This window comes from Streptomyces sp. NBC_00557 (genome assembly GCF_036345995.1).
Classification (GTDB): domain Bacteria; phylum Actinomycetota; class Actinomycetes; order Streptomycetales; family Streptomycetaceae; genus Streptomyces.
The window spans coordinates 3516669-3540080 of the sequence record NZ_CP107796.1; the positions used below are offsets into that span (position 1 = coordinate 3516669).

Sequence of the window (23412 nt, forward strand, 5' to 3'; positions counted from 1 at the left end):
TGGCTCCTTGTCGCCGCCGTCAGCGCAGGCCGACACGAAGGGGACGACACGTGATTCCGATGCAGCACCGCACGAAGGGACCAGGGATGCTCGGTGCTACGCCTGAGCGGCCTATCGGTCCGTTCGGCCGTTGGCCGGACGGCAGCGAGGAGGAAGAGGACTCACCCAGGGACCCGGCCGCTCAGCCCACCTGGCCCACAACACCCTGGTCCCCGGCGAGCAGTATCAACGTCTCATAGGCATGGGGATGAGTCAGCCGATCCGGTCGCCGACCAAGGTCGAGTGGCACCCGGACGAGCTGCCCGCTCGCCGAAGCAGGGGGAGGTCGAAGAGGCGTCGACGGCCTGAAGAGAGCGGCCTCGCATCCCGACTCTCCCTTCGGCCGAACCACCCGGCCATCGTCCCGTTCGCGTACTGGCTCAGTCCCCGTATTCCGGTCGGGCGGATGACGGTGTCACCGCACCGCGCAGACCAGATGCTCCAGCAATTCGAGTGCTTCCTCCCACCGGAAGCGTTCCGCGGCGCCGCCGGCCCTCGGCCGGTGCGGTTCGCAGGAGCCGATCAGGACCCCCATCTCCCGGAGCCGGTCCAGGCTCTGCCGGTAGGCGGGGTGGGCGGCCTGGGCGGAGTTCAGGTAGGGCAGGGCCACGGTCGGGATGCCCATGCCGTACGCCTCGCACAGGATGCCGAGGGCGAGGGTGTCGGAGATGCCGGCGGCCCACTTGTTGATCGTGTTGAAGGTGGCCGGGGCGACGGCGATCGCGTCCGCGGGTGGTAGCGGACGCGGGTCTCCCGGTGCACGCCAGGCGGAACGGATCGGGTAGCCGGTCTGCGCCTCGACCGCCTTGGCGTCGATGAAGCCGAGTCCCTGCGGTGTGGCGACGACACCGACGTCCCAGTTCGCCTCCTGGGCCGCGGTGATCAGTTTGCCGACGTCGTGGGCGACGCCGCTCGCGCACACGACGACGTAGAGGAAGGGCTTCTTGTCCGGGGCGGTCGGTTCGGTCACGCGGAAACTCCCAGTTGGCGGCTGAAGTGGTGCAGTTCCGGCAGAGTACGTCGGCGGTCGCGGGCTGCCATATCCGCGACCAGGTGGCGGACGTCGGGGCGGCGGATGTCCTGGGCGGCGCAGGTCTCGGCGATCCTCAGGGCCTGGTAGCCGTCCGCGAGGCGGCCCTGCTGACTGTAGGCGCGGGCCGCCTCGACCCATAGGGCGGCGCGGCGTTCGGGGACGGGGATGTGTCGGCGCATGAGGGGTCGGGCCGCCTGTAGAGCGAGGCCGGCGTCGCCGAAGGCCACCAGGGCGCTCAGCTCGTGCAGGGCGACGTTGGTCGGGCTGAAGGTGGCCCAGGCGTCGGGCCGGTCCAGGGTGACGTACCGGGAGACTTCTTTCGCCTCGGTGAGGAATTCCTTGGTGGTTGCGCGGTCACCGCGACTGCTGGCTGCGGTCACACCGCGCAGGAGCAGCAGTCCTACGGCGGCGAGGTACTTCGGTGAACGCCGGTCGTAGGAGCCGGTGAGCTGGTCGGCGGTGTGCCGGACCAGGGTGACGGCCTCTGTGGCGTGCTTCTCGCGGACCAGGACGTGGGCCTGGACTCGGACGCTGGAGGCGAGGACCACCGGGTCGCCTGAGCGTTCGGCTTCTGCCATCGCCCGGCCGACGGCGAGCCATGCGTTGCCCTGGTCGTGCTGCTTGAGCAGCAGGCTCGTCGCCGTCTGGTACGCCGTGGCCAGGAGCCCGGACACCGTATCCCTGTCGTTCGCCTCGCTGGCGGCCAATCGCAGATCACCGATCAGGCTCGGGATGGTGCGCTCCAGCTCTGTGTAGTGGCAGGTGTGGAAGAGCCTGAGCGCCGAACCGACTCGTTCATACAGGACGGCCGCGTCCTGTGGGCCACCGGTGCCCGCGTGGCCGGGGCCGGGCAGAAGCGACTGGACGAGGGCGGTGTGCGAAGCGGAGTGCCCGGCCTGAGTGGCGAGCGCTGCGATGCTCGCGGCAAGGAAGGTGCGGCGGTGCATGTCATCAGCTTCTTGATCGGCGGCGGAGACGTCCTGAGATGGGGCGAGGCCCAACTCATGAGGCGGGATGTTCAGTTCCTGCGCGATGGCGCGTAGTACGCGGATGTCCTCCGTGCCGCGACCGCTCTCCAGACGGCTCACCTTGGACTGGTGATACCCGAGCGCTGCGGCCACGTCGTGCTGTGAACGCCGCTGTAACACCCTCGCCCGACGGATCCGTTCTCCGATCCGTCTCGCTTCCCCATGCGCGTCGGCCATCTGCCACGGCTCCCTCCGCCGTCGCTGATCCTGCCTGCTCAATCGAGCATAGGACAGGCGTAGTTGGCCGTGATGCAGCTCCTGCATAAGCCATGCAGCGCCAGCGTCAGGGCTCACCACTCACCGCGACGGGCTGGTTGCTTGGTGTGGCCGCACCAACACCGGGAGGCCGCTCATGGAAGCGCACCAGCTCGCTCTCTCCCTACCCGCGACGCCCGCCGCAGCAAGCGAGGCCCGGCACCAGGTCGTGGACGCGATAGCGGGCTGGGACGCGGGACTGGGCACCGAGGTGGTGCACGCGGCCGAACTGCTGGTCAGTGAGCTCGTCACCAACGCGGTCCAGTACGCCGGCACCGGATCCGTCTCACTCGCGGTCTGTCTCGACGAGGCCGTCCTGCGGATCGAGGTCTGCGACACGAGCCCGGTGCTGCCCCAGCCGGCTCTGCCCGACGCGGACAGCGAGGGCGGCCGGGGCCTGTTCCTCGTCGCCGCTCTCGCCGACCGGTACCACACCGAGCCGACGGGAAATGGCAAGTGCTGCTGGGCCGAGATCGACCTGACCAGCAAACCCAGCCACGAAATCGCCTGTTTCCTTCCCCTCCAGAGGAATTGATGATGACGACCACCCACGCCCCCGGCGTGGCCGCCGAGGTGATCGCAGTACGCCCTGGGCCGCCGCTCGCCGGCACCGTGAGCGTCGACGGCTCCAAGAACGCCGCTCTGCCGCTCCTGGCCACCGCGGCGGCCCTCGGTCGCCCGCTCAGGCTGAGCAACGTCCCGCACAGCACCGACGTCCAGATCATGCTCACTCTGCTGCAACAGGCGGGCTGGCATGCCGCGCAGCCCGCCGGCGAACCGACCACTTACGTGGTCCTGCCAACGGAAGCATCTCGGGGGCTGCCCGATCTGGCGCAGGCAGCCCAGATCCGAGCCTCGTACTACCTCGTCCCCGCCCTGCTCGCGCGTTACGGCCAGGCGCGGCTGCCTTGGCCGGATGGCTGCCGGATCGGTGCGCGCGGGATGGAGCTGCACTTCAAGGTGTACGAGGCGTTCGGCGACCGGAGCCGGCAGAGCAGCTTCGGTTACGGCATCGAGGCCCACACCTCACAGACCGGCACCGTCTCCATCGCACTGCCGTTCCGCTCTCGCGGTGCGACCGTGGCCGCGACATTGCGCGCCCTCACAACCGGCCGGCCTTTACGGCTGGGTCAGCCCAATCTCTCGCCCGAAGTCCTGAGCGTGCTCGACGCCCTGAGTTCGGTGGGCTGGGAGACGCGGGCCGGCGAGCATGTACTCATTCTCTCGCCGCCCTCCTCGTCGCCGGCTGCCCCCGTTGCCTGGACGGTGCCCGGAGACAAGATCGAGGCAGCCACGCTGGCCTGCGCGATCGCCGCGACGCGCGGTACTGCCCGTATCGACGGCGTGCAGGGCAAGGACATAGGCCCGTTCGTGGCTGCCCTTCATCAGCTCGGCATCCCCGCAGACGCGGAGCCGGGTGGCCTTACTGTCTGCGCGCATGAGGCAGTCCCCACTGGTCGTCACCTGCGGGCCATCGCCTCTCTGAGCCCGGCCGGCTTGGACGCCGACTTCGAACCACCGCTCATGGCACTCGCCCTCGGACTGCCCGGCACGCACCTGTTCGCCGACGCCATCAATCCCGGCCGCCACGGCAACCTGCTGCCGCAGCTGACCCGCCTGGGCGCCCGGATCGATGAGATCTCCCCCACCGAATGCCGCCTGACCGGGCCCCAGCAGCTGACGGGCGCGGGCGTTGAAGCCACCGACATCCGCACCGGGTCCGCTCTCATGGTCGTCGGCCTGACGGCCCGAGGCGTCACCACCATCGGCGGCCTCGACCAGCTGCGCCGCGGCCACGCCGACCTGTCCGGCAAGCTGCGCGCCCTGGGGGCCGACATTTGCGAGGTCACCCCATGACCACCGACGGCCGGAACCTGCGCCAGATCGTCGCCACGACGGACGTCCACTCCGCCTTCGGCAACGCCGCACCGTTTCTAACCCACCTCCACGCGCTGCGCCCGACCTCGCTCATCGTGGACTGCGGCGACTTCTTCGAAGGCAGCGGGTATTACCGCCTCGCTCGCGGCACGATCGAGCGGGAGATCCTGCTCGGGCTGTACGACGTGCTGGCCCCTGGCAACCACGGCTGGCCCCACCACTTCGAACCCGACCTTCACCGGCGCACTGTCTGCGCCAACGCCGTCGATGCCAACACCGGCGACGCTCTCTTCCGCCGCCTGTACATCGCCGACATCGATGGACGGCGCGTCGGCGTAACCGCTGTGATCGGCCGGCAAGCCTTCCGCTCGATCCCGGGCGCCCAGCGAGCCGGCCACTGCGTCACCGATCCTCTCCAGGCCCTGCGCGAGGTGACTCTCGCCCACCACCACGAGGTGGACAGCTGGGTCCTGCTCAGCCACTCCGGCTTCGAAGAGGATCGGAAACTCGCGGCGGCCTGTCCCTTCCTCGACGTGGTCTTCGCAGGGCACTGCCACAGCGATCAGTACGGTCCGGTCCGAGTCGACGGCACCCTGGTCGTCAAGGGCCGGGAGCTCGCCGGCGGCTATGCGATCGCCATGCCCCTGGGTGCGGGATGGGGTGCGGGCACCACCTCCTTCCCCGACCGGGCCCCGAGCGTCGTTCCCACGGAGCTTGCGGGCCTGCGCTCCCGCATCGCAGACGTCAAGCGACAGCTGGCCGACGTCCTCGGTCCGATCAGTCCGGCCTACCGCCACCAGCCCCTCGACCGGCGCAACCTGCTCCTGGACCTCACCGCCCGCCTGTGTACGGGGCTCGGCGCAGACGCGGTCATCCTCAACGAGACGGCACTACGCGCCGTATCCCTCGGCAGCAACCTCACCCAGGGCGACCTGCTCTCCATCGAGCCGTTCGGCAACCAGCTGGTGCACGCCCACGTGCCGGATCCAGCACGAAGCGACCTCCCCGGCTGGCTGTCACAGCTCACCACCCAGACCGGCCCGCTCGTCACCGCACCCGATCCCTTGCCGGATGCCGTCACCACCGTGCTGACCACCGACTACCTCGCCGACACCTACCTCGGCGAGCGCACGCACGAGGCCGGCCTGCGTCTGGACCAGGCCGTCCAACACGTCCTCACCGCTCCCGACACCGCCGAAGGAGGTAGGTAGTGATCCTCACCGGCCCGGAGATCACCGCTGCCGCTCACGACGACCGCCTGCGCATCGCCCCGTTCGCCGCCGACCAGGTGAACCCCAACAGCTACAACGTGCGTCTGGGCCCCACCCTGATCACCTACACAGACCCCGTCTTGGACGCCCACCGGCCCAACCCCACCCGGGAAACCACCATCGGCCCAGACGGGCACGTCCTCCAGCCAGGCGAGCTCTACCTCGGCCACACCCTAGAAGAGGTCGGCTCCGACGCCTTCGTGCCGCTGCTGTTCGGCCGCTCCTCCGTCGGCCGCCTCGGCCTGTTCGTCGAGATCACCGCCCCCATCGGCGACATCGGCTTCCACGGCCAGTGGACGCTCATGCTCACCCCGATCCGACCGCTGCGCGTGTACGCCGGCATGAAAATCGGGCAGATCATGTTCTTCGTCTCCACCGGCGCCGTGGACCTCTACCGCGGCAAATACCAGGCCGCCACAGGACCGCAGCCCTCCGCCTACTGGCGAGACCTCGCCCGACTCCAGGTGGTGGCCTCGTGATCCTCACCGGTCCCGCCATCGCCGCCGCCGTCCAGGCCGACGAGATCACCATCGAGCCGTACGAGCCCAGCCGCATCTCCCCCAACGCCTACGACTGGCGGCTGGGCGCCACCATCCGCGTCTGCGACGGCGACCTCGACGCCGCAACCCCCACCGCCTACACCGAGCAGTCCATCCCCGACGCTGGCTTCGTGCTGCGCCCTGGCCTGCTCTACCTCGGCATCACCCTGGAGCGGACCGGTTCGGAGACGTACGCGCAGCTGCTGAACGGCGACCGCACCACCGGCTCCCTGGGCATCTGGGTCCACGTGTCGGCTCCGCTCGGACACCAGGGCCATGCGATCCGCTGGACACTGGAGATCCGCGCCACCCGACCGGTGCGCGTGTATCCGGGCATGACCTTCGGCAAGCTCGTCTTCCTCACCACCTTCGGCACGCCGGCCAGCTACCAGCAGCAGTCCGCCAAATACGCGTCGACAGACGGCATCGGCATCTCACGCCTCTACGAAGAGATCGACGGAGGAGTGCGATGAACACCCGCTCAGCCACTGGCCCGATGGCCGCCACCTTCCTGGACCTCCCCGCCGGAAGTCCCGGCGGCAGTGTCGAACTCTTCCTCGACCTCTACACCGGCCAGCAACCCCTCATCCCGGCCCGTGCCTTCATGCTCACACCACCTGGCACCCGCCCCCGGCTCCCGGCCGGACTCAGTCTGCTGCCCGTCACCGGCAAGTGCCTGGAAGGCATCGCATTCGCTCGCTACGTCCAAGCGCTGCGCAAGGCCCTCGCCGCCGCTGTCGACCCGGCGCAAGTCGGCGTGCTGCATCTACAGCACCTCACCTTCGGTGCCACCCCAGCCCTGATCCGAGCACTGCCCCTGCCTCCCCGCATCGCGCTGGTCCACGGCACCGACCTGCTCTTCGCCGAAGCCCACCGGGACCAACTCCAGGTGCTGCGTGAAACCGCCAAGGCGGCGGACGCCATCGTGGTGCCCACCGGCGCGATGGCCGACCGCCTCATCAAACTCGCCCCCCAGGTCGAACGCCGCAAGATCACACACATCCCCTGGGGCGTTCCCGACCACCTGCTCACCGCGCCACCACGACGGCCGAGCCGCACCGGGCCCAGTCATCTGCGCCTGCTCTACGCAGGACGCCTGACCGCCGAGAAAGGCGGCGAAGCACTGATCAAGAGCCTCGCTCCCGTGCAGGGCGTCGAGCTGAGCATCGCCGCGCCGCGCTCCCAGTTCCTGGTGCTGGCCCCACTACTGCAACGAGCCGGCGTGCGCGTCCGATACCTCGGCTGGCTCCGCCGCCCACAACTGTGGAAAGCCTTCACCGAGCACGACGTGCTGGTGGTGCCGTCCACCACCCTGGAGGCCATGGGCCTGGTCGCCCTGGAGGCCCAAGCCTGCGGACTGCCCGTCCTCTACCAGCCCGTACCCGGACTCAGCGAAGCCCTCGCCGCCTCGGGTATGGCCTCCGACTTCACTCGCTCCGCCGCTCTGGCCCGCGACCTCGACCGTCTGCGCACCTCCCCCAGCATCCTGGCCGCCCTGCGGCAGGCGGGTTACGCCAACGCGGCGCGCTACCCCCTCTCGGCGACCGCACGGGCCCTCACCGATCTCGGCTGCCAGCTCACCTGAACCGTTTTCCGGCCGGTCCGACACGTCACTACCCGGCCAGGCCGGCGAATCTCACTACTCTGACCGCCGGGATGCCCCGGCGAAGAGGGAGACCATGACGTACGACAGCGACCGCATCGAAGCACTGCTGGACGAAGGCGTCCGCGACAAGGTGTACCCCGGAGCCGTGTGGGCCGTCGGCGACGCCACCGGCGTCCACGCCCAAGGCACCACCGGCGTCCTCGATCCCGACGAGCCGGACGTGCCGATGCGCTCCGACACCGTCTTCGACGCCGCCAGCCTCACCAAGATCCTCGCCGTGTGGTCATCCATCGGCGCCCTGTGGGAGGACGGCACTCTCGACCTCGACCAGCCACTCGGCACCTTCTGGCCCGAGGTCACCGGCCATCCACTCAGCGCCGTAACCGCCCAACAGTTGCTGACCCACACGGCCGGCGTCCCACTGCGAGCCCAGCTGAAGAACCTCTACGGCACCAACCCGGACGACATCCGCCGAGGCGTACTGCACGAACAACTTCACCGGCCACCCGGCGAAGCGGTCGAGTACACCGACCGGGCCGCCCTCATCCTCGGCTACCTCGCCGAACATCTCTCCGGTAAGCGACTCGACCAGCTCGCGAGGGAACGCACCTGGCAGCCGCTGGGCATGCACTGCACGCGCTTCGGCCCGCTGCCCCACGAGACAGCAGCCCTCTGCGCCCCCACCGAACTCGATCAGGACACCGACACCCACCTCAAGGGCACCGCCCACGACTTCTCCGCACGTCTCCTGGGCGGCGTCTGCGGCATCGCCGGCGTCTTCACGATCCTCGACGACCTCGCCGCCTTCCTGCGCTACATGCTCGACGCTTCCACCTCTCTGGCCCCTGTCGGATTCGGCACCGCATGGACCAGCCGTTCCCTGAGCCTCCAGACGGGCAAGCTGCAGCCCGCTCGTGGCCTGTTCTGGCACCCTGCACCTGGCAGCACCACCGAGCAGAACATCTGGGTCCACTACGGCTTCACCGGCACGGGCATGTGGATTTCACCCACCAGGGGCCGGTGGGCAGTGCTCCTTACCAACAAGCTGTACTACACCCGGGACCGGGAACCGCTGGCCGATGTCCGCAACGCCTTCCGTGAACTCGCTTTCAGTTAAGCAGAGTCTGCGGCGCAACGTCCGCACGGATCGTGGAAGAGCACTTCGCAGCCATCGAACGCATCGGCCAGATCCACCCCTCCATTCGCCAAGGGCATGCGCATCGTCCGCGCCACCGCGATCGTCATGCCTCCCGGCGGCGCACACCTCCCGGAGGGTCATCCGGCCGGTGGTCACGGTGCCGGTATTGTCCAGGGCCACGGTATCGACGTTGGTGACGAAGAAGACCATGCCCCCGGGCCCAGGATGTGTCATCGGGCGTCCGGGTCCGACGTAGACAGTACGACCGGTCCTCGTAGACGCCGCCGCATTGCCCACGTGCGGTATATGACTGTCATGCGACATATCCCACACTTATGGACGGACCTGTCGCGGATCCGGTGGCTCAGCCCACGATGGAGATGCCCGTCGAGAGCTGCCATGGAGGGCGTCTGCAGATGTTGCGACTCGTTGCCGCTGATGACGCGCGCGTGGGCGCCGTGTCGCAGGCGCTTGCCCCCTACGCATGGCGAGCGCTGACACCCGAGATGATCAGCCGCCGCGCCTTGGCTGCCCTCGATCCGCACTGGGTTTCCGGATCGGAGAGGGTCGCTCGCCAGGACGAGCGAATCATGGTGCTGACCCAGTTCCTGGCGGCTTGCCCCTGGTGGTCGCTGACCGCCACCGGACTCAGCCGGCGTCTGGTGTCCGTGCTGGACGCCTGGCGGCAGGAGAGTCAGTGGCTGGAGATCCAGATGCACTGGGGCCCGGAGGGCTGCTGAAAGGGACCACACTGGAACGCCGCATATGCCTACTTCGCCCGCCAGCAGGAAGAAGGTGTATCCGACCAGCTCAACAGCCTCCCGAGGTACAGACCTTTCGCGGGCCGGGCGCAGTCATGCGTACACGAGCAATTCATCGCACGTGTCCGTACCGTCGTGAAGTGACTTGTCACTGTTCAGGACATAAAAATCACCGGTATACGCGTTATTCACCTTCTTCGGCACAACGATCAGGGTCTGCTGTGCCATCACGTCCGTCTGGGGTGGATTCACCACATACTGATCCAATAGGGCGAAGAGATTCTCATCCAAACCACGACGCAAGAGTGCTCGGTACGTCCGCCTCCCTTTGAAGCCTGTGACAGGTACCTGATGTTGCGACCACCCCCTGGGGTCGGTCGCGATATCCTGCGCCTTTTCGAGATCTTGAAGCTGTTTCTGCGTGTTTTCCTCCACCTCGGCCATGTGAATGTGCATCTGATTGAACTGTCGTGCGGCCTGCGAGTTGATCCCCAATCCAACGAAGTCGGCTTTCATATGGACACCCCCTCCTGGCATTGCATTAATCCACGCGTCGTGCCAGTAATTGACCGCCTGAGGACTCTCCAGAAACGGACATTCGATGCCCTTGATGCGGCAAGTGGGAGACAGGAGGAAGTTATGCGAATTCTCGGGCTTGCCGTGGAGCACGACGTAGTTTGAGGTTACATGCAAGCATTGAGCTTCCTGCGGGTGCTGAACGCAATTCTGGACGTCCCGCCACAGCGGATCGCTGGAGTTGGGGTTACCGCATAGAGACTCAAGCTGAGGAGGGGGGCAGGGGGCTGCACCGGGAGGCGAGGTGCCGGGGCATGGGTCGGTCGAAGGCGCGCTATGCGCAGGGTGGGCTGCCGCGGCCGTACCCCTGCCCACTCCTGCGCCGGCCAGGAGCGCCGCCACGCCAACAGTGCCGGACAGAGTGACGAATTGACGCCGAGGCAGCCTGTCAGCGTTCTTGTGGTCATTCATGAATTACCTCCGGTTGCGATCTCACTCAGGGTGGGTGGGCGGCAGCCTGGGACCCCAATTCGAGACCATTTTTTTCTTCTGTGCGGCGCTCGCCCCTCAGCAGTAACCGGTGTGCAGAAACCCGCGCCGTGAAGGCACACCGAGGTCCAAGGGGATGTCGACGTGCTTCGGGAGAGTGGCGAAGGGTGTGTTCGGGACGATGAACTCCCTGCCGGTGTACCTCTCCAGTACGGACTGGCGGCTGACAGGCTTGCACACGAACGGGTTCGCGTACGTGTTGTAACCGAGCCCGACTCCGGTGTTGAGGAAACCCGCGTCCTGACACTGGTACAGCGCGCCCCGCAGTGCGGCGGCATCCCTGGGACCGCGGTAGCGCGACTGGTAGTTCGCGAAGCACTTCTTGGAGGTGCCTTGGTCGTAGGGGGACGGACCTGCGGCCGCCAGGGCGCCGAGGAAGGAGCGGTTGCAGCCGATGGCTGCTGAAGGAGCCTCTCCCTGAAGCAACTTGTCGCGCCGGCAGCCGGTCACCTTCTGGAACGCCCCCACAACGTCCTCATCCCTGCGGAGCCGGGAGTAGGCGACGACGAGGTCCCGCTGGGCTTTGAGAGGGTATGCCGGTGTGTCGCCGAACTGCTCGTCGAGCAGGCGGAACCAGGTCTCGAAACTCGGCACCAGCGCTCGGACGCCCGGCGGAAGCCTGTAGACGGCGAGGTTCGTCGGGGTGGACCAGGTGTCCAGCCCGGGGTACCCGACGTACGACAGGATCCCGATGCCTACCTTCGGCGGCTGGTCGCCGTACCGCCTGCGCAGCTCCAGGTACCGCTCCAGGTTGGTGTTGGAGCCGGCCCACGCGTACCAGAAGCCACTGGGGTAGAGGGACGTGTCGCCACGGGCGTGGGTGGTGGCGAACAGGGAGGGTGACACGCACCGGACCCGCCGCGCGTCCCACGCGGCCTTGTACTCGGCAGGCGTGGCGATACAGCCGTTCGTGGGGATCGCCGCGTGACGGCGGACGTCCGCGAACGCGCGTGGGCCCGACAGCCCCAGGAGGCAGACCGAGAGGGTGACCAATGGCGCTGCAAGCACTGTGCCGCGCCGACGCCGGCGGCTCATGGGGTCCCCATGGGCATGACGGGCCGGTCGGTTCTTCGATCGGCTGCGGTGGCCGGCACGCTCACCACGGCGAACGCAACCATCCGACATTCCATGCTCGTCCTCCGTCGCTGCAACCAGTGAGCACCCAGGGATCGCCACTGGGTACTGCCACCCGGAGTGTTCCGGGTGCCTTCACTCCGTACACCGACGCGGGACCGAATGGCCTAGAAGGACGTCTTGTTCCGGCTGCTCCCATTTCATCCCACGACGCCGTGTTGGGCGCCCTTCGCTTCAGGCACCGGTGTATGCGCCCGGGCCCGCCGGGTCGTGGGTGGGTAGCTCGGGATCGCGCCTGAACGCCGTCGGCACCCCAGCGATCCGGTGTCCGATGCCTGGTGGAAGCCGGCCGAGCCAGTCCTGAACGCCTGGGGTGCCGAACGCCGCGGTCGCGGCCCGGACATCGGCCGACCACCGGACCACGACCTGCGGAAACCGCTGGACGCGGGCCGTGATCGACCTACTGGCGGGACAGGTGCATCCGCAGCTCACTCTCGGCATCGGTGATGAGATCGCCGGACAGGTCGACGGTCACGGTGTGCAGCACACCGGTGAACCGGAAGGGCGGCTTGTAGTCGGGTGCGACGGCGGAGCCCGGATTCGCGCCGCAGGTCATGCCGCCGGGATTGAACATGATCGCCGTGGTGACCGGGATGTCCGCCTCGCCGACCGGACGACGGTCGATGTACAGCTGGGCGCGGCCGGGGACGCCCTTGCCGTTCGGGACGTCGGCCTTTCCGGTCGGTTCGAACTCGAAGCGCAGTTCGTGGCGCCCCTCGGGGACCTCCTCGGAGGAGGAGACGCCGTACAGGCCGCGCCGCAGGTAGTTGTGGACGTAGTGCAGCCTGCGGTCCTTCATGTAGAAGGTGAAACCGCCGACGTTGGTGCCCTGGCAGAGGAACACGCCTTCGGCACCGTCCGCCGGGATCTCGGCGTCCGCCGTGATGGCGAACGGCCGGTTGAGCACGTGGGGCGCGACCGCGGCCGGCAGGGTCTCGGTGCCGGGCCGGAACGTACAGCTGGTGCGCTCGGCGAAGATCTGCGGGCGCTCCTGCATCAGTCGCTGTACACCGCTGCCGTCGATGGGCAGGACGCCGTACTTTCCGGCCTCCACGTACCACAGGGAGACCATCTCGACGAGCTTGCTCCGGTTCTCGGCCGCCAGATCGCTGGTTTCGGCGAAGTCCTCGTCGATGTGGTAGAGCTCCCAGCGCTCGGCGTCGAGCTTGCCGAGTGTCTCCGAGGTGATGGGAGTGCCGAAGGGCTTGCCGGCCTCGGCGAAGGAGGGGCCGGGCCAGGGGCAGACCGCTCGCCAGCCGTCGTGGTCGATGGCGCGGTGGCCCATCATCTCGAAGTACTGCGTGTGGTGCAGGGTGGGCGCGGAGGGGTTGTCGAAGGTGTGGGCGAAGCTGACACCGTGAATCGGGGACTGCGGCACGCCCTTGATCGTGGCCGGGGGTTCGATGCCGAGCACGTCGAGCACGGTGGGGACCATGTCGATGATGTGGGCGTACTGGGTGCGGACCTCGCCGCGGGCCTTGATGCCCTGCGGCCAGTGGACGAGGAACGGGTCGCTGGCGCCGCCGCGGTAGGTCTCGCGCTTCCACCTGCGGAAGGGGGTGTTTCCCGCCCAGGTCCAGCCCCACGGGTAGTGGTTGAAGGTGTTCGGTCCGCCGATCTCGTCGATGGACCTGAGGCTGTCTTCGAGCGATTCGGGTGCGTTGTTGAAGAACTGCGACTCGTTCGTCGTTCCGGTGACACCTCCCTCGGCGCTGGCGCCGTTGTCGGACACCAGCATGATCAGGGTGTTGTCGAACTCGCCGGTCTCCTTGAGGAAGTCCAGCAGCCGGCCGATGTGGTGGTCGGTGTGGCTCAGGAATCCGGCGTAGACCTCCATCATCCGGGCGGCGAGACGGCGGGCATCGGGGGACAGGGAGTCCCACTCCGGTACGTCCGGGTCGTGCCGGGAGAGCCGGGCGTCGGGCGGCGCGACTCCGAGCTGCTTCTGCCGGGCGAAGGCGGCCTCGCGGTAGGCGTCCCAGCCGTCGCCGAACTGGCCCCGGCAGCGGTCGGCCCACTCCTTGGGCACATGGTGCGGTGCGTGCGTGGCTCCGGTGCAGAAGTACAGGAAGAACGGCTTGTCCGGGGCGACCTGCTTGGCGTCGGCGATGAACGTGACGGCCTTGTCCACCAGGTCCGGTGTCAGGTGGTAGCCCTCTTCCGGGGAGGCGGGAGGCTCGACCTGGTGGTTGTCGTAGACCAGGTCCGGGTGCCACTGACTGGTGTCGCCGCCGAGGAAGCCGTAGAACCGCTCGAAACCGCGGCCCAGCGGCCATCGGTCGTACGGGCCGGCGGCGGATTCGTACTCCGAGGGAACCAGATGCCACTTGCCGATCGCGTAGGTGTTGAATCCCTGCTCCACGAGGATCTCGGAGATGAACCCGTTCTCGAACGGGATACGGCCGTTGTACCCCGGATATCCGGTCGAGAACTCCGTCACCAGCGCCATGGCGTTGGCATGGTGATTCCGCCCGGTGATGATGCATGAACGCGACGGAGAGCACAGGGCGGTCGTGTGCATGTTGCTGTACAACAGCCCGTTCGCGGCCAACGAGTCCATGTTCGGCGTCGCCATCGGACCGCCGTAGCAGCCGAGTTGTCCGAAACCGGTGTCGTCGAGCGCGATGAACAGCACGTTCGGGGAGCCTGGAACGGCCCGCACCGGCTGGGGCCATGCAGGCATCGACTCGTCCGCCGTGCGGCCGATCACCCCGGGAAAAGCGGTTCCTGGCCTGTACTCTTTCGCCGCCATCTGCCTGATCCTCCATCCGCCCCGGCCTTCGCCGTACGGCACATGCCACCGCGCGCGCGTACCTCTGGGAAGCGCGAGATTTGAGCGCCCCCCATGGGGTATCAGTCACGGCGTCGAAGAAGGTGCACGACGAGCACGGTCTTTACACGACCACGATCGCTGCCGCAGGAGAATTGCCTTGCAAGACCGATGACTCGACACTCGTCAATTCGAGTTGCGCACCAACGACCGAACGCTGTTCTGCGAGGGGCGGAGCCCTTCCGCCGGCTGGCGCTTTACCACTTCCTTCTCATGCTAGCCAGTGAGCAGGGCACCGGCCATCGGAGAACCGCTCGGCTACGCCCAGCCGGAGGCCCCCAACAGGAGAGTCTCCCCACTTCACCCGTCCGGACGGCAGGGCGCGCCTGCAGGGCGTGGCCCCGGCAGGCTGAGAGCGGTCGACAGGCAGGAGAGTGCATGGACGGAAACGCGCCACGTGGGGCCACGCCGAATACCGGCAGCCGCGCACGGGACCACCTCGCCAATGAGCGGACCTACCTGGCGTGGTTGCGTACCGGCATCGCTGTGGCGGGTCTCGGTGTGGCCATCGCCAAATTCGCCCCTCACCGGGGCGCCCACGCCGTGGCCTCGGGGGCGATCCTCGTCTTCAGCGGCCTGCTGGTCAGCTTCTACGGCACCACGCGGTACCGGTCCGTCGGCCGGCAACTGGAGGCAGGGACGTTCGCCGCGGCACAGGCGAGCACGGTCATGACGGTCACCGTCGTCACCGGTCTGGCCATGATCGCCGTTCTGGTACTGCTTTGACATGGCCGCTGGACCACGACCCGATTCCGGCGCGAAGCCGAAGCACAGCCTGCCCGAGCCGGACCCGACCCTGCGCGCCGTAGCAGCCGCGTCGACCGGTGGAACTCTCGTCATCTGGTGGCCCGCGTTCCCCCTGGGTGCGTACAAGGCCGTCTTCTTCGACGCCCTGCTCGCTCTCTGGGCCGTGACCACCGCCGCACTTCTCTCGGGGGTGGCCCTGCGCAGAAGGGATGTGGTGCCCTTGGGGGGGCTGGCTGGCTCTGGCGCTGCCCTCCGTGTGGATCCTCCCGGCCGTCCTCACCCCGGGACCGCACCTCCCCTCCTACCTCCACCACGTCGAAGCGGCTCTCACTGTGCTGGGCGCCCCGATGCTGTCCTGGCTGTTGTCGAAGATCCTGCTCCCCGACTACGACGAACTCCCTTGGCTGCACCGTTTGGGAGCAGTGGGCGTCACCGTCATCGTCGGCGTCCTTACCTTCCTGCTCGGCAGGTTCAATTACCTGTTCCTGACCTGTGCCGACTTCGACCTGAGCGGCAACGACACGCCTCCACACTGTGCTCATGGAGCGCCGTTGCAGCACCTTTGAGCCCGCGATCCAATGGAACGCGAGCGAGAGGAGACCGGCTGTGAACGTTGATCCGAGCGTCGAGGAGATCGAGCGTTTCGTAGCGGAGGATCCAGAAGCGCCCGTCGTGATGCTCAATCTGCTCCGTTTCAAAGAGGGCGGTGCCGAAAAGTACGCCGACTATCTACGGGCCGCTCAACCTTTCGCCGAAGCCGCCGGTGTGCAGATCGTTTACTACGGCCTGGGGAGCACACCGCTCGTCGGCGACTCCGTGCAGGGATGGGATGCGGTCGCGATCGTCTCGTACCCCAGCCGCAGAGCCTTCGCCGGCATGGTGAGCCAGCCGGGATATCCGATCGCGCTGCGTGAAGACGCACTGGCCGAGACCGTACTCCAACCGACCACCGATGCAGCGGCGGTGTATCGGTCTGCCGGCCCTGGTGTGGAGTCGGGCTGACAGCAGCATGGATCGACATGAGGCGGTTGGGAGTCAGCCCTGTTCAGAGGGGCGAGTGCCGGGCGTGGACGAGGCCGTGAGCGCCTCCGCCCTGGCGACCGCGGCATCCGTGAAGCCGGCGAGGGACTTCCTGACGACCCGGTCGACGACCGGCCGGAGCAGGCGCACCCTGGGCTCCACGTCCACCGTGTAGACCACCTCGGTGCGCCGCTCCGCGACCGGGGTGAAGCTGACGGTCGCGGTGTAGTGACGCAGGGGGGCTCCGGACAGCATGCGGTAGGCGTAGTGGCCGGGTCGGTGATACTCGGTCACCTGCTCCCGGACGGTGGCGCCCGGCAGACGCAACCGCCGGACGGCTCCCACCCCGTTGGGGGCGGGATCGCCTTCACGCTCCAGGACGGATACTGTGCATCGCCTTGACCAGGTCGGCGTAGTGCCGGTGATCGGTGAAGACACCGAACAAGGCCCCGCTGCAGGCTCTGGGCCAGCGCGTGTTCCGCGTCGTACACGCGGCTTCGGTCGAGTGCCTGGGCGATGAGGCCGCTGAGCGAGGTGAGGCTGGCGCGTTCCTCGGCGGTGAAGGGGTGGGGGCGGTCGTAGGCCAGGACGCAAGTGCCCACGGGCCGGCCGGAGGCGATCAGCGGGAGGAAGGCCCAGGCGGCCATGCCGTCGGCTCTGCCCACACGCGCGGGGTAGGCCGCTTCGAGTTCCTCGCGGCTTTCGAAGAAGCCTGTCTCCCCCTTGGTGAGTGCCCTCACACCCGGAGTCGGCGAGGTGAGGGGGGTGCCGTCGAAATACTCCATCGTCGCGACCGGGTAGCCGCGGTGGCCCACGACGCGCAGCCGGCCGCCGTCGGCGACGAGCATGACCATGCCCTGGGCCTCGAAAGCGGGCAGGACGGTGTCCGCGACGAGCCGGACCACGTCCTGCACGCTGATGGCCTCGGTCAGCGCGCCGGCCAGGTGCATCAGGTGGTACAGGAAGCCGACCCTGGTGGATGCGGCAGCACCGGGCACGGTGACCCGTCGCGAACGCGTCCCGGGTGGCTCCCTGGGGACCACGCGGACCGTGATGCCGGTGTCGTCGGGATACAGGTGGAAGCCGAACCACCGGCCGTCGGGACGGCGTGCCGTGAACTCGGTGGCCTGCCGGCTGATCACCGCGGTGCGGTAGCGGTCCTCGTACACGGGGTCGTCGAGCCAGCGCACCGACTCCCACGGCAGGCTTCCCGTCAGTTCGGAGGGAGCGCACCCGAGCAACTCGGCCGCGGTGGCGGTGACGAAGGCGATGTGGCCGTGCAGGTCCAACGCGAGATATCCCTCGGGGAGACGCCGCACCACCGCAGCGGCGGTCCCGTCCTCGTCGGCTGCGGCGGCCGGGGTCAGGGAGTGCAGGGCGCGCGGCTCGGCCGAGAGTGTGAAGCCGTTTGCCCTGTGGGCACAGTGCAGGGTGGAGGCCAGGAGCACGCACGCCTCGCGCAGGCGGTCCCGCACGGGCGGGCTGAGAGGTCTCTGCCGAGACCCCGGCCACACCAACAGCAGCGCGCCCAGCACCTCACCGTCGTCGATCAGCGGGGCCGCGGCCAGGGCGAAGCTGTACGGCAGGACCAGAGCCGCCCGCGGGTAGCGGCGGCACAACTCCTGCTGTGTGTTCACCTCCACCAGCGCGCGTGCGGCGACCGCGTCGGTGACGGGGAGCGAGTAGGTGAGGCGCACTCGGTGCCAGGGCCTGGAGAACTCCGGTGGCATACCGACGACGCTCTCCAGGACCAGCACGTCCTCACCGGGCGGAAGCACCCACAGCCCCGCGGCATGGGCGCCTGTCTGCTGTACGGCGTCGACCACGATGTGGTCCAGGAGGCGCCGCGCCGCCTGCCCCGGCTGTGCTCCCGTGTCCGTGGCTGACATGAACGCCCCCAGGCGTGCACCACAGTACGTTCCGTGGCCAGTAGTGCCAGGGCGGTCACTGGCCGACCGGTAGTCCCGATCCAACCGACGATAGCGCCCATCACCACGCAAAGCACGTGAACCGCCTCAGCTGGAACCCCGCAGGCGTGACCGCATGGCCGGCGACCATCACCGCCCTCCGAGCCGGGGACTAGCGAGCACGTCACCGGCGGCGTGGCACCCCGTGGGTGTGAGAGCCTGGTGAGAGGGGCCCGTCTGTGGATGGGGCTGACATGGCTGTTCTGGGTGTGCCTGACATCGACCGGGCAACGGATCCGTTCGACCTCATGACCACCGCGCTGATTCTCGTCGACACGAATGGCCTGATCGAGTACTGGAGCCCGGAAGCACAGGATCTTCTGGGCTACGCGCCGACCGATGTACTCGGGCATGCCGCGGCATCCCTGCTGGACAGCGAGTCCGTGGCCGACGCCCTGACGCGAGTGCGCCCTGTGGGCGGCCGCTGGCAGGGGCGCGTCTGTGTGCGTCACCACTCCGGTCACCGTGTGGAGCTCGTGTTGGGGATCCGTACGCTTGCGGCGTCGGGCGATGGAGGCGGTTACCTGGCCGGTCTGTGCGACGTCGCCGGACTTGGCAGGTGGGAATTGAGCCAGGCAGTACTTCGGGGCCTGCTCACCCGGTCACCGATAGGCATCGCCGTGCTCGACGCCAACCTGCGCCGTCTGTGGGTCAATGACGTGCTCGCGGGAATGGAGGGGCTGCCGGCCGAGGGCAACGGCGACCCGCCCGCGCCCCTCGGTGCCGGCGAAGTGCTCCAGGCCATGGAGGGGCAGAGCAGGCAGGCACTGACAACGGGGGTGACCAAGCTCTGCGTCGATCGAGCGGCCGTCCCATCCGGTACGTCCCATCACTCGGGTCGGGAACGCCTCAGGCTCCGCTCGTCCTTCCCGCTGCGCAGCGGGACCGGTGCCGTGCTGGGGGTGTGCCAGACCGCCGTCGACTTTCCCGAAAAGGATCGGGGGCGTGAGCGGCTGCTCCTGGTGAACGAGGCGAGCGAGCACATCGGCACCACCCTGGACCTCGGGCGTACCGTCGCCGAACTGACCGAGATCCTGGTGCCCCGGGTCGCCGATTTCGCAGCAGTGGACCTCCTCGACGACGCCCGGACCGCGGCGGCCCAGAGGGAGCACGGCGGGCTGTATCGGGCCGCCCATCTCTCGGTCCGCGCGGACCACCCCGAGGTGGTCGTCGCGATCGACGCACCCACGCACTACCAGGCGCAGTCACCGCAAAGCCGGGCCTTGGCCACCGGCAGTCCGGCCTGGGACGCGGCCGTCACGCCCTCGACACGCTGGCTCCGACAGGACCCCCTACGCCGGGAGACGTTCCTCCGTATAGGCGTGCACTCCCACCTCGTTGTCCCCTTGCGGGCGCGGGGTGTGACCGCAGGGGTGGTCACCCTGCTGCGCTGGGAGAATCCGGATCCGTTCGACGAGGACGACGTCCTCCTCGTCGAGGAGCTGGCCGCCCAGGCAGCCCTCTGTGTCGACAACGCCAGACGCTTCGCCCGCGAGCACAGCGCGGCACTCGCCCTTCAGACCAGCCTGCTGCCCCCGGCGCTGCCTCACCACAGCGCGGTCGAGATCGGCTACCGGTACCTTCCGGCCGACGCCGGGGTCGGCGGGGACTGGTTCGACGTCATCCCCCTCTCCGGCGCCCGGGTCGCCCTGGTGGTCGGCGATGTCGTGGGGCACGGCATCCACGCGGCCGCCAGCATGGGTCGACTGCGTGCGGCCGTACAGACCCTCGCCGATCTGGACCTGCCGCCCGACGAACTGCTCACCCACGTCGACGACCTCGTCCTCCGCCTGGCCGACGAGGCCGAGGCAACGAACAGAGACCCGGCGATCACCGGTGCGACGTGTCTGTACGCCGTCTACGACCCGGTGTCCCGCAAGCTGTGTGCGGCCCGCGCCGGGCACCCCAGCCCGAGCATCGCCCACCTGAGGGAGCCCGCCGGATTCCTCGACGTGCCCGCCGGCCCACCGCTCGGGCTGGGGGGCCTTCCGTTCGAGTCGGCCGAGATAGACGTGGAGGAAGGCACCGTCATCGCCTTTTTCACCAACGGCCTGCTCGAAGCAGCCGACCATGACGTGGACGCCGGTCTCGAACGGCTCTCCTTCGCACTGGCCCACCCCGACCGGCCGCTCGAAGAGATCTGCGACACGGTGGTCCGCACGCTGCTGGCCGACCCCCCGCGCGACGACGTCGCCTTCCTCGTGGTGCGCACCCGCGTCCTGGGCAGTGACCGGGTGGCCTCCTGGGACATCCCCTCCACCCCCTCGGCGGTGCCGGAGGCCCGACGCAGCGCGCTGGGCCAACTGGCCCAATGGGACTTGGACGATCTCGCGTTCACGACAGAGCTGATCGTCAGCGAACTGGTCACCAACGCGATGAGACATGCTCGCGGACCCATCAGCCTCCGCCTGATCCACGACCGAACCCTCATCTGCGAGGTGTCCGACGCCAGCAACACATCCCCCCACATGCGGCGCGCTCGGCACACCGACGAAGGCGGGCGCGGCCTGTTCCTGGTGGCCCAGCTCGCACAGCGCTGGGGTGCCCGCTACACGGCCCACGGCAAGACCATCTGGACGGAGCAGTCACTGCCTGCCCTCGCCACCGACACCGCGAGCGCGGCGTAGGCGGCCGCACAGCCGGACACAGCTGCTCCGGGCATGATCGTCTGGTTCAGCCGCTGCCGGGCACCGCTCCTCCGCGTCCGTCGGCCGGCTGGGGCACGGCGATGAGGAGCAACGTCACATCGTCGTCATGGGCGACCGCGTCGGGGAGGAGGTCCTTCACCAGCCGGTCAACAGCCCGGTTGAGGGCTTGTCATACCAAGGAGATCCTTTCAGCACAAGGCCGAGAGTGCAGGCGAGTCCGTCGATCTGGTTGTCGATGCCGGTGCCGGGGCTCTCGACCGACCCGTCCGTGCAGAGGACGAGAGCGCTGCCCCGGCTGCGGTGACGTCGCCTCCTGGTACGGCTCCTGCGACGCGACGACGGCGTACGGACCGTTGACGTCCCGCGGGACGCCGACCGGTGTCGGCAGCCGACGGACAGCCTCGCCGGGAAACAGGGCGGTGACCGGCAGGTGTCCGGCCGAGCACTCGGTGACCTGGTGGGCGTCCTGGTCTGTCACTGCCGCAGAGCGGAGGGGGCGACCATGCCAGGGCAGGAGCTGAACGCCTCCGAGGTCACACGGAGCTGCGCTCGTGCGTCCGCTCCGTGCGGGCCCTGGCCGGAAAGACCAGGAGCAGTCCGGCCAAGGGCCGGAGCGTCACCGCTGCCCCGTCAGGAATCCGGAGCCAGGACCGCAGGGGAGGGTCGCGGTCGGGCAGCACAGCCGCCCACGCAAAACGCTCGGCTGGGAAACCCCAGCCGAGCACTCATCCTCACTTCTGCAGCAAATCTTTCCGCACCAATCGACTCAGTGGTGCGCAAGCGTCGCCCCTTTTCTTGAGGCCCGAGACCGCCGCCCTCTTCCTGAGCGACTAGGTGCACGGCCACTCCCGCCGGCCCGCGATCTCACGCTCTCTCCCAGTATGTCCGCTACAGCCGCCGTGTTGCGACGATCACTGGAGTGTGTCCTTGCCACCCCGACCGAAGTCCGCCCCCGGCTCATGCCCGCGGGCTCTTTGAGCCGACCTGAGCCCGGCAGCAGCCGCGCACACCGGAGCCGGTTCCCGTGCTCCACCGACGGACCACGGGAACACGGCACCCACGGCTCTGTGCCGAACCGCGGGACGTCATGGCCTGGGACGCACAGACACCCGCCGCATTCATCCCGGGTTCCCGCTCCTGAGGACACCACACTGCCGAGGACTCCATCTGGGGTGACACAGTCACCGAAAGGTCGACGGGCGTCGGTCGGCCGGCTTTGTTCACGAGAGCGGACAGCATATGTTCACGCCTTCGGGCGGCACCGGTGGAGACCACTGTTCGGATGCGCCATGACGGTGACCTCTGGACGACAGCACCTCAGCGATGATCCGGCATTAGGTGCCGCGCTGGTCTTCTGGCGAAGATCATCGCTCGTCGGTGGAGAAACGGGCGTCGGGCCTGGGACGCGGCATCTGTCAGTGCTCGCTGGTGGCGATGTAGGTGCCGTGCCAGGTGTGATACCACACGGCGCCTGTGGAAGCGTTGACCGAGAGCATGCCGTTGATCTTCCCAAAGCGTACGGTGTGGAGCGTGTAGTAGCCCGGGAACGCATCGGGTTTGTCAGCGGTCAGGTCGCTGCCCCGGTCACGCAGCCACTGCCGAGCGCGGTGTTGGGCCTCGTCGGGAGAGAGCCGGGTCCGTGTCTGACCGCGAGGGTGCATGCCGTAGTCGGTGTTCCACATCATCGCCGGGCCGTACTCGATCCCGGTGTCACCGTCGGCCGGGTCGACGAGGATCTCGGTGGCCAGCTTCCCGGAGGGGGTCTCCAGTTCGGCGTAGAAATTCTTCGAGAACTGCATGACCTCGCCGACGCGCAGGCCGAGCCGGTGAGCGAAGGCGTCGGCGTGCCGGCGCGCCTGGTCGAGGGTCTTCACCGGGGTTCCGTCGCCGCGCTGCCAGTAGTGCCCGCCCATCATGCCGGGGCCCCACGAGCAGTCATCGCGGCCCATCATGCCCGGGCCCATACCGGGGCCCCATGAGTCCCAGTTGTCCCAGTCGTCGCCCGATGTCGGACCCCAGCAGTCGCTGTCGGAGGGGCTCGGCTGCGCGGTGGCCACGTTGAGGGAGGTCCCACTCCATGTGTTGCTGTTGCCTGCCAGGCATCCGGTGGCCAGCGCGCCTGCCAGCGCGAGGGCAGCCAGTGCGGCGGCGGTGCGCCTGTTCCTGCTGCTCATGATCCTCACCCTCTGGACCTTCCCTTCGCATCCGCCCGACCTGGACAGACACGGGGCCTCTTGCCTTCAGTGTCTCTCCGGGCGTAGCGAACCGCCCAGGGCCGTCCGGACCGGCCGGTGCCCCGATCGGCCCTCGCATGTCCCCTCCGCCGTACCCCAGTCGCCGTGGCCGATGTTCGACTTCGATCCGGTTTCAGCGCCTCCCGAGCTGGTGCACAAACGCTGCTCAAACTCGTGAGCAAAGCCAGTCGACGCTACTGCCGGCCAGATGCCTCATCT

General features: G+C 68.3%; 20 protein-coding genes and 1 pseudogene. 13 read left to right on the forward strand and 8 right to left on the reverse strand.

Going from position 1 to position 23412, the window contains the following annotated elements; translation table 11 throughout:
- Positions 1 to 454: 454 nt before the first annotated feature.
- Together OG956_RS14975 and OG956_RS14980 are read right to left on the reverse strand one after the other, a co-directional pair.
- Positions 455 to 1009: a flavoprotein gene (locus OG956_RS14975; RefSeq protein ID WP_330338465.1), complete on the reverse strand. Its 555-nt coding sequence runs from the start codon at positions 1007 to 1009 to the stop codon at positions 455 to 457.
- A complete protein-coding gene (locus OG956_RS14980; RefSeq protein WP_330338466.1) occupies positions 1006 to 2277 on the reverse strand; it encodes a helix-turn-helix domain-containing protein in 1272 nt (423 codons plus the stop codon). Before OG956_RS14980 ends, OG956_RS14975 begins: the two co-directional genes overlap by 4 nt.
- Before the next feature lie 175 nt (positions 2278 to 2452).
- Here OG956_RS14980 and OG956_RS14985 point away from each other — a divergent pair, with 175 nt between their 5' ends.
- From OG956_RS14985 to OG956_RS15020, 8 genes are all read left to right on the forward strand, one after another.
- On the forward strand, positions 2453 to 2890 hold the full coding sequence (locus OG956_RS14985; RefSeq protein ID WP_330338467.1) for an ATP-binding protein: 438 nt from the start codon (positions 2453 to 2455) through the stop codon (positions 2888 to 2890).
- A gap of 2 nt (positions 2891 to 2892) precedes the next feature.
- The gene (locus OG956_RS14990) at positions 2893 to 4212 is read left to right on the forward strand and encodes a UDP-N-acetylglucosamine 1-carboxyvinyltransferase (protein WP_330342845.1); all 1320 of its coding nucleotides are present in this window, start codon (positions 2893 to 2895) and stop codon (positions 4210 to 4212) included.
- Complete coding sequence (locus OG956_RS14995) at positions 4209 to 5444, forward strand: bifunctional metallophosphatase/5'-nucleotidase (protein WP_330338468.1); 1236 nt, start codon at positions 4209 to 4211, stop codon at positions 5442 to 5444. The genes OG956_RS14990 and OG956_RS14995 overlap by 4 nt, the downstream gene beginning before the upstream one ends.
- On the forward strand, positions 5444 to 5983 hold the full coding sequence (dcd, locus tag OG956_RS15000) for a dCTP deaminase (protein WP_330338469.1): 540 nt from the start codon (positions 5444 to 5446) through the stop codon (positions 5981 to 5983). Before OG956_RS14995 ends, dcd begins: the two co-directional genes overlap by 1 nt.
- Entirely contained in the window at positions 5980 to 6516 is a 537-nt protein-coding gene (locus OG956_RS15005) for a dCTP deaminase (protein WP_330338470.1), read from the forward strand. Before dcd ends, OG956_RS15005 begins: the two co-directional genes overlap by 4 nt.
- A complete protein-coding gene (locus tag OG956_RS15010; RefSeq protein ID WP_330338471.1) occupies positions 6513 to 7628 on the forward strand; it encodes a glycosyltransferase family 4 protein in 1116 nt (371 codons plus the stop codon). The genes OG956_RS15005 and OG956_RS15010 overlap by 4 nt, the downstream gene beginning before the upstream one ends.
- Positions 7629 to 7722: 94 nt before the next feature.
- The gene (locus OG956_RS15015; RefSeq protein WP_330338472.1) at positions 7723 to 8766 is read left to right on the forward strand and encodes a serine hydrolase domain-containing protein; all 1044 of its coding nucleotides are present in this window, start codon (positions 7723 to 7725) and stop codon (positions 8764 to 8766) included.
- A gap of 437 nt (positions 8767 to 9203) precedes the next feature.
- The gene (locus OG956_RS15020) at positions 9204 to 9527 is read left to right on the forward strand and encodes a hypothetical protein (RefSeq protein ID WP_330338473.1); all 324 of its coding nucleotides are present in this window, start codon (positions 9204 to 9206) and stop codon (positions 9525 to 9527) included.
- 114 nt (positions 9528 to 9641) lie between these two features.
- Here OG956_RS15020 and OG956_RS15025 read toward each other — a convergent pair whose 3' ends face one another.
- Both OG956_RS15025 and OG956_RS15030 read right to left on the reverse strand, forming a co-directional pair.
- The gene (locus tag OG956_RS15025; RefSeq protein ID WP_330342846.1) at positions 9642 to 10292 is read right to left on the reverse strand and encodes a CDP-diacylglycerol diphosphatase; all 651 of its coding nucleotides are present in this window, start codon (positions 10290 to 10292) and stop codon (positions 9642 to 9644) included.
- A gap of 339 nt (positions 10293 to 10631) precedes the next feature.
- A complete protein-coding gene (locus OG956_RS15030) occupies positions 10632 to 11459 on the reverse strand; it encodes a hypothetical protein (RefSeq protein WP_330338474.1) in 828 nt (275 codons plus the stop codon).
- Between the two features lie 516 nt (positions 11460 to 11975).
- Between OG956_RS15030 and OG956_RS15035 the strand changes: the two are divergent.
- Positions 11976 to 12134: pseudogene (locus OG956_RS15035) on the forward strand (IS5 family transposase); the annotation flags it as partial.
- Positions 12135 to 12147: 13 nt separating this feature from the next.
- Here OG956_RS15035 and OG956_RS15040 read toward each other — a convergent pair.
- The gene (locus OG956_RS15040; RefSeq protein ID WP_330338475.1) at positions 12148 to 14430 is read right to left on the reverse strand and encodes an arylsulfatase; all 2283 of its coding nucleotides are present in this window, start codon (positions 14428 to 14430) and stop codon (positions 12148 to 12150) included.
- 525 nt (positions 14431 to 14955) lie between these two features.
- On the opposite strand from OG956_RS15040, the gene OG956_RS15045 reads away from it, so the two are divergent.
- From OG956_RS15045 to OG956_RS15055, 3 genes are all read left to right on the forward strand, one after another.
- Positions 14956 to 15303 (forward strand): YidH family protein, encoded by a 348-nt coding sequence (locus OG956_RS15045; RefSeq protein ID WP_330338476.1) that lies wholly within the window; start codon positions 14956 to 14958, stop codon positions 15301 to 15303.
- A 275-nt stretch (positions 15304 to 15578) separates the two neighbouring features.
- Positions 15579 to 15890: a hypothetical protein gene (locus tag OG956_RS15050; RefSeq protein ID WP_330338477.1), complete on the forward strand. Its 312-nt coding sequence runs from the start codon at positions 15579 to 15581 to the stop codon at positions 15888 to 15890.
- Positions 15891 to 15930: 40 nt separating this feature from the next.
- The gene (locus tag OG956_RS15055; RefSeq protein WP_330338478.1) at positions 15931 to 16326 is read left to right on the forward strand and encodes a hypothetical protein; all 396 of its coding nucleotides are present in this window, start codon (positions 15931 to 15933) and stop codon (positions 16324 to 16326) included.
- Between the two features lie 33 nt (positions 16327 to 16359).
- Here OG956_RS15055 and OG956_RS15060 read toward each other — a convergent pair whose 3' ends face one another.
- Positions 16360 to 16722: an SRPBCC family protein gene (locus OG956_RS15060; RefSeq protein WP_330342847.1), complete on the reverse strand. Its 363-nt coding sequence runs from the start codon at positions 16720 to 16722 to the stop codon at positions 16360 to 16362.
- Positions 16635 to 18233 (reverse strand): GAF domain-containing protein, encoded by a 1599-nt coding sequence (locus OG956_RS15065; protein ID WP_330338479.1) that lies wholly within the window; start codon positions 18231 to 18233, stop codon positions 16635 to 16637. Before OG956_RS15065 ends, OG956_RS15060 begins: the two co-directional genes overlap by 88 nt.
- A gap of 272 nt (positions 18234 to 18505) precedes the next feature.
- On the opposite strand from OG956_RS15065, the gene OG956_RS15070 reads away from it, so the two are divergent.
- Positions 18506 to 20938: a SpoIIE family protein phosphatase gene (locus OG956_RS15070; RefSeq protein WP_330338480.1), complete on the forward strand. Its 2433-nt coding sequence runs from the start codon at positions 18506 to 18508 to the stop codon at positions 20936 to 20938.
- A 1436-nt stretch (positions 20939 to 22374) separates the two neighbouring features.
- On the opposite strand, the gene OG956_RS15075 is transcribed toward OG956_RS15070, so the two are convergent.
- Positions 22375 to 23133: a hypothetical protein gene (locus OG956_RS15075; RefSeq protein WP_330338481.1), complete on the reverse strand. Its 759-nt coding sequence runs from the start codon at positions 23131 to 23133 to the stop codon at positions 22375 to 22377.
- Positions 23134 to 23412 lie beyond the last annotated feature (279 nt).